Source organism: Paralcaligenes ginsengisoli, from assembly GCF_054781135.1.
In genome coordinates this window covers 58,286-70,062 of the sequence record NZ_BAAGUZ010000027.1, presented here as the reverse complement: position 1 = coordinate 70,062, position 11,777 = coordinate 58,286, and the positions used below count along the sequence as shown (strand labels likewise).

11 protein-coding genes are annotated in these 11,777 nt (G+C 57.8%); 6 read left to right on the top strand and 5 right to left on the bottom strand.

The features are described from left to right. Window positions 1-233 precede the first annotated feature (233 nt). The 4 genes from yfcF to ACYVIS_RS13160 all read right to left on the bottom strand — a co-directional run bounded on the left by yfcF (window position 234) and on the right by ACYVIS_RS13160 (window position 3,992). On the bottom strand, window positions 234-872 hold the full coding sequence (gene yfcF, locus ACYVIS_RS13175) for a glutathione transferase (protein ID WP_232741842.1): 639 nt from the start codon (window positions 870-872) through the stop codon (window positions 234-236). 148 nt (window positions 873-1,020) lie between these two features. Then, window positions 1,021-1,830, bottom strand: a complete 810-nt coding sequence (locus tag ACYVIS_RS13170) for an ABC transporter ATP-binding protein (RefSeq protein WP_460874163.1) — start codon at window positions 1,828-1,830, stop codon at window positions 1,021-1,023. Window positions 1,831-1,834: 4 nt separating this feature from the next. Beyond that, entirely contained in the window at window positions 1,835-2,665 is an 831-nt protein-coding gene (gene ntrB, locus ACYVIS_RS13165) for a nitrate ABC transporter permease (protein WP_460874162.1), read from the bottom strand. A gap of 10 nt (window positions 2,666-2,675) precedes the next feature. Further along, window positions 2,676-3,992, bottom strand: coding sequence for a CmpA/NrtA family ABC transporter substrate-binding protein (locus ACYVIS_RS13160; RefSeq protein WP_460874161.1), 1,317 nt, complete (start codon window positions 3,990-3,992; stop codon window positions 2,676-2,678). A gap of 294 nt (window positions 3,993-4,286) precedes the next feature. On the opposite strand from ACYVIS_RS13160, the gene ACYVIS_RS13155 reads away from it, so the two are divergent. The 5 genes from ACYVIS_RS13155 to ACYVIS_RS13135 all read left to right on the top strand — a co-directional run bounded on the left by ACYVIS_RS13155 (window position 4,287) and on the right by ACYVIS_RS13135 (window position 9,436). Then, the gene (locus tag ACYVIS_RS13155; RefSeq protein WP_232741839.1) at window positions 4,287-4,985 is read left to right on the top strand and encodes a GntR family transcriptional regulator; all 699 of its coding nucleotides are present in this window, start codon (window positions 4,287-4,289) and stop codon (window positions 4,983-4,985) included. 317 nt (window positions 4,986-5,302) lie between these two features. Beyond that, window positions 5,303-5,893: an amino acid synthesis family protein gene (locus ACYVIS_RS13150; protein ID WP_232741838.1), complete on the top strand. Its 591-nt coding sequence runs from the start codon at window positions 5,303-5,305 to the stop codon at window positions 5,891-5,893. Beyond that, window positions 5,880-6,758, top strand: a complete 879-nt coding sequence (locus ACYVIS_RS13145) for an alpha/beta fold hydrolase (RefSeq protein ID WP_232741837.1) — start codon at window positions 5,880-5,882, stop codon at window positions 6,756-6,758. Before ACYVIS_RS13150 ends, ACYVIS_RS13145 begins: the two co-directional genes overlap by 14 nt. A gap of 67 nt (window positions 6,759-6,825) precedes the next feature. Next, entirely contained in the window at window positions 6,826-7,791 is a 966-nt protein-coding gene (locus ACYVIS_RS13140; RefSeq protein ID WP_232741836.1) for a Bug family tripartite tricarboxylate transporter substrate binding protein, read from the top strand. A gap of 88 nt (window positions 7,792-7,879) precedes the next feature. Beyond that, window positions 7,880-9,436 carry a glycosyltransferase family 39 protein gene (locus ACYVIS_RS13135; RefSeq protein WP_460874159.1) on the top strand — a complete coding sequence of 519 codons (1,557 nt, stop codon included), beginning with the start codon at window positions 7,880-7,882 and terminating at the stop codon, window positions 9,434-9,436. A gap of 617 nt (window positions 9,437-10,053) precedes the next feature. Here ACYVIS_RS13135 and gfa read toward each other — a convergent pair. Continuing rightward, window positions 10,054-10,626, bottom strand: a complete 573-nt coding sequence (gene gfa, locus ACYVIS_RS13130) for an S-(hydroxymethyl)glutathione synthase (RefSeq protein ID WP_460874158.1) — start codon at window positions 10,624-10,626, stop codon at window positions 10,054-10,056. 204 nt (window positions 10,627-10,830) lie between these two features. Between gfa and ACYVIS_RS13125 the strand changes: the two genes are divergently transcribed. Further along, on the top strand, window positions 10,831-11,757 hold the full coding sequence (locus tag ACYVIS_RS13125) for a LysR family transcriptional regulator (RefSeq protein WP_460874157.1): 927 nt from the start codon (window positions 10,831-10,833) through the stop codon (window positions 11,755-11,757). Window positions 11,758-11,777 lie beyond the last annotated feature (20 nt).

Genomic DNA, 11,777 nt, shown 5'->3' with positions numbered 1-11,777 from the left:
GTAAGGCGTGCGCCGGATTTAGCTCGGCAAGGCGGGGGAAGTCGTCGGGCGCTGTCTGAGTGCCGACCCGCGTCGCGCGGGGCGGCGCGAGTTCGCCCGACGCCCGCCTTGCCGAGCTAAATCCGGATGAAGCACGCCGTGCCGGTCCTGACCCCAAGCCCCGATAGACGGCGTCTTTAAATACCAAAGCTACCAAAGCATCAAATCCCGTAAACACTCGAACCAAAAACACTCTAGCCGATTTGCGAAGCGCGCTTCCACCAGTCGTGGACACAAGGGCGGCTCCATTGCCGTTTTACATACTTCCTGATTTTTTCAGGTACAGGATCGCCGTTGGCAAGCAGGCGATTCAACATGACGGCGAAGTCCACATCGGCAATCGACCAATGCCCAAAAAGATGATTGCCTTCCTCGTCGATAAGCATATCGGCGATATCCAGCAGTTTTTTTACCTCCTGTCCGGCCTGAGCCGACAGGGGCCTGGGGTTTTTCGCCGCATAAAAGACAGTAGTGGGGCGCTCGTCGCGCAAGGCAGCCAGGTCGCTGCGCAGCCAGGCCTGGATTTGGCGGGCCTTGGCTCTTGATTTCCTGTCTTCGGGGAAAACCGAAATATGGTCGGGGTGAGAATAGGCCTCTTCCAGGTATTCGATAATGGCCGAAGATTCGGACAAGGAAAAATCGCCATCCACCAGGGTTGGAACCCGCGAGGTCAAGGAAAGCCGCGCATAATCTTTTGAAAATTGCTGGCCGCTGTTGAGGTCGATGGTTTTAAGATCGAAAGAAAGACCTTTCTCGACGAGAGTGGCATAAACCGATAATACATAGGGGCTGGAAAACTGACTGTTGGCGTATAAGGCAATGCGGTTGCTCATGGCGGTTTCTTCCGGTGACGTGGTTTGTCCTGAAGAAAGTATGACATCAGGCACGGTTCTTATCATAAACCTTGCCTATTTTTTGAGTCGCCTTTTCTGCCCATCAGCGGGTCGATGCGGCAATGTCCACGCATTGCCGCATCGTGCTTCAAATTGCCGCCACTGCCGCCGTGTCGGGATTGCTGTGGCGCAGGTGCAGGAAGTTCACCACGGCCGCACGGCAGGCGAGGTAAGCCGGATTGCCGGCCAGGGCGATGCGGCTGCGCGGCCGGTCAAGCCCAACGTCCAGAATCTCGCCTATCGTGGCGGCGGGGCCGTTGCTCAGCATGACGATGCGGTCCGAGAGCAGCACGGCCTCGTCGACGTCGTGCGTCACCATGATGGTCGTGGTCCCGGTGCTTGCCACAATGCGCAAGAGCGCATCCTGCAAATGGGCCCGGGTCAGCGAGTCCAGGGCGCCGAAGGGTTCGTCCATCAGCAGTACCTTGGGTTCGATGGACAGGGCCCTGGCAATACCTACGCGCTGCTTCATGCCGCCGGAAATTTCCCGGGGATATTTGTGTTCGGCGTGCCGCAAGCCCACCAGATTCAGCGCCGAAGAAGTGCGTGCTTTGAGTTGCCGCACGTTTTCCGTGGCGGAAAAAACCCGTTCGACCGCCAGGTAGACGTTCTGAAAACAGCTGAGCCAGGGCAGCAGTGAATGATTTTGAAAGACGACGGCACGATCGGGCCCTGGACCCTTGATCTCTTTGTCGGCGCACAGCAGGACGCCGTCGGTGGGCTGCGTGATGCCGGCAATCAAATTCAGCAGCGTGGATTTGCCGCAGCCCGAGTGCCCGATCAGGGAAACAAACTCCCCTTTCTGTATGGACAGGTTGATGTCGTGCAGCGCGACAAAAGGGCCATTTTTGGTGTCGAAGGTTTGTCCGACATATTCAATGCTCACAAATTTTTTCATGATGTCAACTCTCGCTGTAGTCATAACGCCTGGCCAGCGCCAGCAAGGCCAGATCGAGGATCAGCCCCACCATGCCGATAATCAAAATGGCAATCAGAATGTGCCGGACATTCAGGTTGTTCCACTCATCCCACAGCCAGAAGCCTATGCCCGTGCCGCCCGTAAGCATCTCGGCGGCCACTATCACCAGCCATGCCGTGCCTATGGAGAGCCGCACCCCGGTTATCACATTGGGCAGGACCGACGGCAGGAGAATGCGTGTGAATATTTTCCATTCAGACAAGTTCAGCACGCGCGCCACATTCATGTAGTCCTGGGGAATACGCTTGACGCCATCGGCGGTGTTGATGATCATGGGCCAGATGGAGCAGATGAAAATGGCCCAGATGGCGGCGGGATTGGCGGCCTTGAACAACAGCAGGCCCAGCGGCAGCCAGGCCAGGGGCGATACCGGCCGCAGCAGGCTGATAATGGGTGCGCACATCGAGCCCAGCGAATGGAATCGGCCAATCAGGAACCCGATGGGGATGCCGGCCGCGGCGGCCAGCAGAAAGCCTATGGCCACGCGGCCCAGCGAGGCCAGAATATTCCAGCCTATGCCCACGTCGTTGGGTCCCTTGTCGTAGAAGGGATGCGCGAAAAGTTCGACGGCCGCTTGAAAAGTGCTGGCCGGGCCGGGGATATCGCTGATTTTCAGCGCGATGATCTGCCAGACGATGAGCAACATGGCAATGCCCGCAAGCGGCCCCGCACTTGCCCTCAGAATGTGCCCGGCTTTATCGCGCCATGCGACGTTGCGCATAAAAGAAGTCAAGGTTGCCGCGGTCGTATTCATGATGCTCTCGTTACGTTGAAACGTTGATCTTGAAGCCGTCCGCATAGGCGGCCGGATTGCTGCCGTCCCACACCGTGCCGTCCATCAGCCGGCTGGAACGCATTTCCGAAGCGGGCAGCGCCGCTCCTGCCGCTGCGGCGGCGCTTTTATAGATGTCGATGCGGTTGATTTGCCGGGCTGCGGCCAGGTAGTTGGGGTGTTCTTTGATCAGGCCCCAGCGTTTGTGCTGCGTCAGGAACCACATGCCGTCGCTGAGATATGGAAAAGTGGCCGCCCCGTCGCCATAGAAACGCATGGGGTGCCGGTCAGTCCACGATTTGCCCAGGCCGTTGGCATACTGGCCCAGCATGCGGCCCACGATCATGTCGGCATCGGTGTTGACATAAGCTTTGGCTGCAATGGTCTGCGCCGTCTTGCGCATGTTCTCGGCGGAACTATCTATCCACTTGCCTGCTTCGAGAATGGCCGCTGTCACGGCGCGCGCTGTATTCGGATACTGTTGCACGAAATCGGCGCGCGTACCCAATACCTTCTCGGGATGGTCGGGCCAGATTTCCTGCGTGGTAGTAACGGTAAAACCCGTCTTGTCGGCGATGGCGCGTGCATTCCAGGGCTCGCCCACGCAGAAGCCATCCATATTGCCGATACGCATATTGGCTACCATTTGCGGTGGAGGGATGGTGATGACGCGCGTATCCTTGAACGGGTTGATGCCGTAGTGGGCCAGCCAGTAATACAGCCACATGGCATGTGTGCCGGTGGGGAAAGTTTGTGCAAAGGTGTATTGACGCTTGTCGGCGGTGATTTTTTTCTTCAGCGATTCGCCGTCGCTGACGCCGGCCTCGTGCAATTGGCTTGACAGGGTGATGCCTTGGCCGTTCTGGTTCAGGCCCATCAGGACCGCCATTTCCTTTTTGGGTCCGGCAAGGCCCAGATGCATGCCGTATATCATTCCGTACAGCACATGGGCCATATCCAGGTCGCCATTACTCAGTTTTTCGCGCACGCCGGCCCAGGAGGCCTCTTTGCTTGGAATGATCTTGACACCATGCTTTCTGTCAAATCCCAGGACGGAAGCCATGACGACCGATGCGCAATCCGTCAAGGGAATGAAACCGATCCGGACCTCGCTTTTCTCGGGCGCGTCGGAGCCTCCCGCCCAGGCCGCGGATTTGATGAAGGGATCGAGCAGCGACATAGTCCCCAGACCCGCGGCGGCTTTCGCGACATTGCCCAGCCATAGCCGACGCTGGGTACTGACGACAGCGGTAGCATCGTCGGCTGTGTATAGGGTCGGTATAAGGGGCGATTCATTGGCAGGTTTCATATCCAGTCCTTGTAAAAAACAGGGGGGTTGCATCCGGTCGGCATGAGCGGCCAAGATTTGGCGGCTATGCCTGGCCTATATCTGGACTGAAGCAATTACCATGCCAGGTTCTTTCTGGCTGACATCGGGCCGGCGCTGGGGCAGCAGGCCGCACCACGAGCAGGCCGTTTGCCGCCGAGGCAGTGCGCCCGGGCACTAAAAGCGTGCCGGGAGGGTAAGCTAGCGGTGTTCCGTAATACAATTTTGTCGGCAGTGTGCCGGTTGTGAAGAGGCTCGGGAGGGCGCCAATTGACTATGTATGAATTATTAAAAGTAGATCGCAATGCTCCAACTCTCAGGGAATTGACGCTGGGCAAGTTGAGGGAAGCCATTTTCCAGGGTTATTTCAAACCGGGTAGCCGCCTTGTGGAACGGGCGTTGTGCGATCAGTTGGGTGTCAGCCGAACCGTTGTCAGGGAGGTGCTCCGGCATCTGGAAGCAGAAGGATTAGTCACCAGCGTTGCGCATCAGGGGCCTATTGTTGCGATCCTGGATACCGCTAAAGTAAAGGAAATCTACGAAATACGGGCATTGCTGGAAGCTCATGCCGCCAAGGCTTGCGCCGAAATTGCAGATGAGTCAACGATAGCCCGGCTGAAGGACATACGGGCCGTGATTGAAAAGGCTTTTGCCAAGAATGATTTTCATCGCGTCCTGGAGTACACCGGCCATTTTTACGAGGCCATGTTTGTCGGCGGCGAAAAGTACGTGACGCTGGAAGTCGTCAAATCGCTGAATGCCCGCATCAATAGTTTGCGGTTCAGGACGATATCATCACCTCGCCGTGGCGATGAGTCCAACAAAGAGATGCGCAAGCTCATGGACGCGATCTCGCGCCACGACGGGCTAGCCGCCTTTGAGGCTTCCATGGCGCATGTCGAACGCGCCAGTGAAGTGGCCCTTGCCTCGATCGAAAAGCTCGAGGCCCTGGAAAGCGCGGCCGCGACTCGATAAAAAACGTAGTCGCCGCCAAGAGAAACCGTCCTGTGCGCCTTCAGTGGCGCGATATACGCTGTGGCGGCGTCCCTCGCATCGATGCCAGCCCTGCTGGTTGGCCTTCGACGGTGCGGGTTTGACAGTGTCCAGCCCATAAAAACTTTCTTGATTATTTTTCCGCTCGGCGTTTGTCCCTGGCGATGGGGTTGACGAAATATATTAAATTAGATTATGGTATACCGTAATATAAAATTCCAATATCAAAGATCGGCATAAGGTCGTATCGAACGTTTGGGGTTTTATTGAAGTGCATGGGAATTTTCAAAGGAAGGAAAATGGCAATGGAGTTGAGGAAAGTGGTGTCGTATACGGAAACCACGTACATAGAGGGCGGGAAAGCCGCGGCAATGCCATTGAAGTTGTTTGCCGTGGCGGCCGTTTTGAGGAATCCGTGGTACGGGCAGGGTTTTGTCGAAGACTTGAAACCCGCTATTCATGAAATCGCACCGCAACTTGGCGAGATCCTGACAAAAGAGATATTGGCCGTCGCAGGCGGAGGCGAAAAGATAGAAGGGTATGGGAAAGCGGCTGTGGTGGGGACTTCCGGCGAGATAGAGCATGCTTCCGCCATGATACATACGCTGCGGTTTGGAAATAAATTCAGGGCCGCGGTAGGCGCCAAAAGCTACTTGAGCTTCACGAATACACGCGGGGGTCCGAATGCTTCCATTTCGATACCTTTGATGCACAAGCTGGATGAAGGAATGCGCTCGCACTATTTGACGGTACAGTTTTCCATCAACGATGCGCCCGCTCACGACGAAATATTGGTAGCGCTGGGTGGATCGATCGGCGGCCGGCCTCATCACCGCATCGGCGACCGTTACAAGGATCTTGAGGAGCTCGGGTCGAATGTCGCGGCCTGAGGCGATGGCCAGGCCGGAGGCGACCGGGGTTGCCAATGGAACCTCATATTGTGTATGCGGGACCGGCCCTGCCTTGGTGCTGATCCATGGGGTAGGAATGAGGAAGGCCGTCTGGGCTCCGCAAATAGCGGAGTTGTCGGATCGTTATCAGGTCATTGCGTATGACATGTTGGGGCATGGCGGTAGCGAGCTGCCTCCTGAAGCTCCGGCGTTGTCGGACTATTCCTCCCAGTTGCGGGATTTATTGCGGCATCTGGGAATCCGGGCCGCCCATATCATCGGCCATTCGATGGGGGCGCTTGTCGCCCTGGATTTCGCCCTGGATTATCCGCGGCATGTCTTGAGCCTGGTAGCCATGAACGCTGTGTATGAGCGCAGCGCGGAGCAAAGCGAGGCCGTGATGCAGCGGGCGCAGCACATAGAAAACACCGGCCCCACCGGAAATTGCGAAGCGACCCTGGAGCGCTGGTTCGGCCAGCCGGCAAACAGCGTCTTGCGGGCCGGCGCCGATTCCATACGCGAGCTCCTGTGCCAGGCCGACGTAGTCGGGTACGCCCGCAGCTACAAATTGTTCGCCGCTTCCGATCGTGCGCATTCCGAACGCCTGGCCCGCCTGCAATGCCCCGCCTTGTTCATGACCGGCGAACTCGACGCCAATTCCAGCCCGGCGATGTCCCGACGCATGGCGCAAATCGCGCCCGAGGGCGAGGTGGAAGTGTTGCCCGGCGAACGGCACATGATGAGCATCACAGCTCCTCATGAGGTGAATCGGCGTCTGCGCGCCTTTCTCGACAAGGCTGGCCAGCGGCCCGCTTGGGACGGAGCTCAATGCGCTACGCCACCGTCAAGAACGATTGCGTTTTAGTTGCAGGTAGTTCAAGAAATCATAACCGGCATCTGGCCAATATGGATTTGGGAAAAGGAGATAAGGAATGAATCGCAGGAATGCATTGAAGACAATAGGAGGCCTGGCGATCGCGGCGTCCGCCTATTCGAAGCTCAGTTTCGCAGGCAACCCCGCCTTGAATGTGGTTGTGCCATTCCCGCCCGGCGGGGGAACGGATGTGCTGGGCCGCGTGATCGCCTCGGAGCTCGACAAGACTCTTGGCCGGGCCGTGATTGTTGAAAACAAGGCGGGCGCGAGCGGGATGCTGGGCGCCGATTACGTGGCGAAAGCCGCTCCGAACGGAAATACCCTATTGTTTTCGGGCTTGGTGCCGTCCATCAAATATTACGCGCTATCGGCCGACGATCTGTTGAAACGGCTCACGCCCGTGTGTTCCATAGCGCGGTCGTTCTATATGATCGCGGTAAATTCCGAGTTGAAAGTGGAGACGCTGCAGGATCTCGTTGCTTTGGCCAAAAAAACCCCAAATCAGTTGTCGTATGGAACGCCCGGCAACGCCACTCCGCAGCATATAGCGACTGAGCTGCTGCAAGTCGAAACCGGTATAAGCATGATGCATGTGCCTTATCGGGGAACGGGCCCCATGATGACGGATTTGATGGGAGCGCAAATACAAGTTGTCGTTGCCACGGTCGCTGCCGTGGAGCCTTATCTGAAGGGTGGCCGCTTGAAAGTGCTGGCGGTTACAAGTCTTGAGCGGCTGAAGGATTTCCCCCAATTTCCCACCGTGGCTGAAAGCGGGTATCCGGGCTTTACCGCTGAAATCAGTTATGCCACCTACGCTCCGGCTGGAACCTCGCCGGCCGTTGTCGAAACCTTGAACAAAGGCGTCAACGAAGCCCTGAAGAAAGATGTTGTCAGTAAAAACCTGACGGTGCAGGGATTCATCACCACGGGCGGCTCGGCTCGGCAGTTGGAAGATACCTTGCGTGCCGAAATGAAAAAAGTTTCGGCTTTGATCAAGCAAGGCAGGCTTAAAGTGGATTTATAGGCCAATCCCCCCCTGGCACGGCTGGATCCTCCTGGACTAGCCGCACCGGATTTCCATGGCCCGTCGCGGCTTGGTACTATGGCGCATCATGATTGCGTCTACCAAGAAAAGCTTCTCTGCACGGTTTTACGTCCTATTGTTTTTGTTGGGCATGGTGGCTTTGTGGTCGCTGTTATGCGGCATCAGCCACAAGTCGCCCGACCTGGACAATATGGAAGAGCTCGTCTGGGCGTCGAGCTTCGAATGGGGATATTACAAACATCCACCTGTACCGGCGTGGTTCATGTACGGCTTGACGTCGCTGTTTGGCAAGCCCATTTGGCTGACGTTTCTGGCCGGGCAGCTGTTTTCGGCCATAGCCCTGTGGTTTGTCTGGTTGCTGGGCTGCGAATTCACCACGCCCAGGCGGGCTTTCATCGCCATGCTGCTGGTGTCGATTACCTCGTATTTCTCGGTCAGGGCCACCATGTACAACCACAACTCGGTGCAGTTGTGGTCGATTGTTGCCTCGACATGGCTGTTTTATCGGGCGCTGCGCTATCAGAAGATGTCCGACTGGCTTTGGCTGGGGGCGGCTTGCGGCATGGCGTTCATCACCAAATACAGCGCGCTGATCCAGTTCGCGGCATTTTTTGTATTTGTGGTCTGGCAGAAGCACTATCTGCAGGCGGCTGCCAGAAAAGGCGTATTGCTGGCGCTGCTGACGTTTCTGATCGTTATTTCACCGCATGTCTATTGGCTTTTCCAGCATTCGTTCGAGCCGCTGTACTACGCCAATGAATCCATAGAGCCTGGGCAGGTTCCGTTCAGCGTGCTTGGCGATATCTGGGGTTTCAGCACCACTCAGCTGGGCCGGCTAAGCCCCATGCTGGTGGCGTGGCTGGTCCTGTTTTTCTGGGATCGCCACAGCCGCAATGCGGCTGCGGCGCAAGAGCCGGACTCTTCAAGTGTGCAGCGGTACGCGGTTGCCCTGAGCGCCTGGGATCGTTCATTTTTATTGATAGTGGGCCTGAGCCCTGTTGTGCTGACTGTGCTGGTATCAGGCATTCTTGGCACCAGGTTGGGAAGTTCCTGGGCCAGTACCTTTTTTGTGTTGTTCGGGTTTTATGCATTCTGGTGGTTGCGTGGTAATGAAAATACCGTTTTGCGGCGCGCGGCCATTACGGTTATTGCCATTCAGGTCCTGATGGCCGTGGGCTATGCGGTTGGACGGGGGCCTTTGGCCTACTACACGGGCCGCAAAACCGATTCAACGTTTCCAGGCCTGGCCATATCCCGGGAAATGCAGGATGTCTGGCGTCAGCATGTACCCGGTGTCCCCCTGACGCTGGTGGCAAGCGACACCTGGTTGGGCGGTAATATTGCCGTGCACATCAAGCCCAGCGCCAATGTGTTCATCGACGGCAGCAAGCAGGAATCGCCCTGGTTGAAATCTGTCGATGTCATGACATGCGGCATGCTGGTTGCCTACAGCACCACCACCGATAGCAATGCGCCCAATCCGGGTATACGGAAACTGTACGATCAGGCAAGATTCAAGGGTGTGGTGGAGCAGCGCTGGTCGTCGGCAAAAAGTCCCTTGATTGTGATCAATTGGGGCATTATTCCGCCCGAGGCGGCATGCCTCCATGTGGCGGGACATTAGGGTATTTTTGGGTTGAGTTGTTTATGGCATTCGATGTTTTGGTCGCTTTGGTATTTACGGTTTGGTATATAAAGACGCCGTCTATCGGGGCTTGGGGTCAGGCCCGGCACGGCGTGCTGGATCCGGATCTACCTCGTCCAGGCGGGCGTCGGGCCAAACTCGCTACGCCGCTGGCGCGGCTGCGCTCAAACATGGCCCGCCGAAAGCCCCCGCCTTCCCTACGGTAGCATCCGGCGCACGCCTTACGCCGGTCCTGACCCCAAGCCCCGATAGACGGCTCGCGTAATGGCATGCCTGGAATGAACGTGCTGGCCCCAGCGTATACCTCGATGTATTGCCTCAACGCAAGCCGCAGGGTGGGCGGTGCTGTGTAGTCCGGCGGTAGTCCAGCGCCGGGTGCTGACGAAGGGAAGGCGGGGGCTTTCGGCGGGCGCTGTCTGAGCCCGGCCTCGCGAGGCCGGGCGAGTTCGCCCGACGCCCGCCTGGACGAGGCAGACCCGGGTAGTCGGCTAGCGCAGCTAGCCGACCGCTGGACGTGCCGGACTACACAGCACCGCCCACCCTGCGGCGTCTTTATAGAAATACCACCACCGCCCACACAGCCCAATACCCCAAGCCTAATGCAGCACCCCCGAGGCCTTGGCCACGTGCGTGGCAATGGCATCCATGAGTGCCGGCGACAGACAATCGTAGGGTTCCAGCCCTTTTTCCCTGAGGCTTCGGCGGATGGATGCCATGTTGCCAGGATCGGTACCGCTTTCAATAATGGACGATACAAACGCGGCAAATTCGGGCGGCGACCAGCCGCCGTCGGGGGATAGTTCAGTATGAACGAAATCCAGCCCGAAAAAAGGGTGGTTTTCGTTATCGATGCGCCCGTACATATAGGCTCCACAGCCCTTGCAGGCATAGCGCTTGATAGTGGCGCCGGAGTCGACCACGGCAAGCTTTTCGGGATGAGCAGTGACTGTGACCTTATCGCGCGAGACGACCGCCACTTGCGAGAATAATGCGCCTTCGGGCTTCCAGCATTTGGAGCAGCCGCACAAATGGTTGTGTGCCGTTTGCGAGGAAACCCGAACTTCCACCTTGTTGTCGGGACAGAGGCATTGCAGCGTACCGCCGGCAAAAGACGGGTCGGCTGGCTTGATGCCGTGATCAATGGCCGGATGCAGGGAAAATTGACTCATGGTTCTGGCTCCTGGGCTAAATTCATGGGAATAAATTCGGGCCTACCTTTTATTGCTTCCAACGATCAAGCAATGCCACCATGCAAGTCATCCTACGCCGGCTCCAGGCCGGTTGGCAAGCGGTCGGCCGTGTTCTGGCCATTGCCAGGCTCTGGGCCAGGGCCATGAAACTGGCTACACTGTCCCTGCTTCAGAGGATTTGAAATGGAATTGCGCCAGTTGCGTTACTTTGTGTGTGCGGTCGAGGCGGGCAGCCTGGGCCGCGCCGCGCTCGAGCTGGGGGTCGTGACCTCCGCGCTGAGCCAGCAAATCAGCCGCCTGGAAGGCGAGCTGGCCACGCGCTTGTTGCAGCGCACTTCGAGCGGCGTGATCCCCACCGATGCCGGGCTGGCTTTTTTCAGGCAGGCGCAACTGGCCCTGCGGCATGTCGAGCATGCCAGCCAGGCCGCCCAGCAGGCGCGATTGTCGGGGCATGTGAGCGTGGGAATGGCGCCCACCACGGCGTCGATACTGGGACTGCCATTCATGCAGGCCATGCGCGAACGCTATCCCGATGTGCGCCTGCATATGGTGGAAACCTTGTCGGGCCATTTGTCCGCCATGCTCAATACCCGCCAGCTGGATCTGGCTGTGGTATTTCAGACCGAGATGGCGCAGCGCTGGAGTACCACGCCATTGCTGAGTGAGCGCCTGTTTGTGATTTTTTCGCCGGCTCTGCCCAAGATGCCCAGAACCAAACGCATTCGTCTCGACCAGGTGGGCGCTTTGCCCCTGATTTTGCCGACGGGCTCGCACGGCTTGCGATCCACGCTGAATGCGGCGTTTGCCCGGAACAAGGTTGCCCCTAATATTGTGATGGAAATCGACTCCCTGGCCATGCTGATGGATGCGGTGCGCGCCGGGTACGGGGCCACCATACAGCCGGGCGCGGCTATCGCGCGCTTAAGCGGCGATGCCATGCGCCTGGTGGAAATCTCCGATCTGCAAGTGGGGCGCCAGAATATTCTGGCCAGTCTGAGCGAGGACGAGCTGTCGCCGGCCGCACTGGCCGCGCGCGTCGTCTTGCTGAGCACGGTCAAATCCCTGGTTGCCGAGGGGTGCTGGATGGGAGCAACTCTTCACAAATCGTGAAGGCCCCATCAGTCTTAGCT

What these genes read in the sequence shown, in the direction of transcription:
- ACYVIS_RS13135 (WP_460874159.1), top strand. Translation starts at nt 7,880, where the DNA reads ATGATTGCGTCTACCAAGAAAAGCTTCTCTGCACGGTTTTACGTCCTA.
- ntrB (WP_460874162.1), bottom strand. Translation starts at nt 2,665, where the DNA reads ATGAATACGACCGCGGCAACCTTGACTTCTTTTATGCGCAACGTCGCA.
- yfcF (WP_232741842.1), bottom strand. Translation starts at nt 872, where the DNA reads ATGAGCAACCGCATTGCCTTATACGCCAACAGTCAGTTTTCCAGCCCC.
- ACYVIS_RS13150 (WP_232741838.1), top strand. Translation starts at nt 5,303, where the DNA reads ATGGCAATGGAGTTGAGGAAAGTGGTGTCGTATACGGAAACCACGTAC.
- ACYVIS_RS13145 (WP_232741837.1), top strand. Translation starts at nt 5,880, where the DNA reads ATGTCGCGGCCTGAGGCGATGGCCAGGCCGGAGGCGACCGGGGTTGCC.
- ACYVIS_RS13140 (WP_232741836.1), top strand. Translation starts at nt 6,826, where the DNA reads ATGAATCGCAGGAATGCATTGAAGACAATAGGAGGCCTGGCGATCGCG.
- ACYVIS_RS13125 (WP_460874157.1), top strand. Translation starts at nt 10,831, where the DNA reads ATGGAATTGCGCCAGTTGCGTTACTTTGTGTGTGCGGTCGAGGCGGGC.
- ACYVIS_RS13155 (WP_232741839.1), top strand. Translation starts at nt 4,287, where the DNA reads ATGTATGAATTATTAAAAGTAGATCGCAATGCTCCAACTCTCAGGGAA.
- ACYVIS_RS13170 (WP_460874163.1), bottom strand. Translation starts at nt 1,830, where the DNA reads ATGAAAAAATTTGTGAGCATTGAATATGTCGGACAAACCTTCGACACC.
- ACYVIS_RS13160 (WP_460874161.1), bottom strand. Translation starts at nt 3,992, where the DNA reads ATGAAACCTGCCAATGAATCGCCCCTTATACCGACCCTATACACAGCC.
- gfa (WP_460874158.1), bottom strand. Translation starts at nt 10,626, where the DNA reads ATGAGTCAATTTTCCCTGCATCCGGCCATTGATCACGGCATCAAGCCA.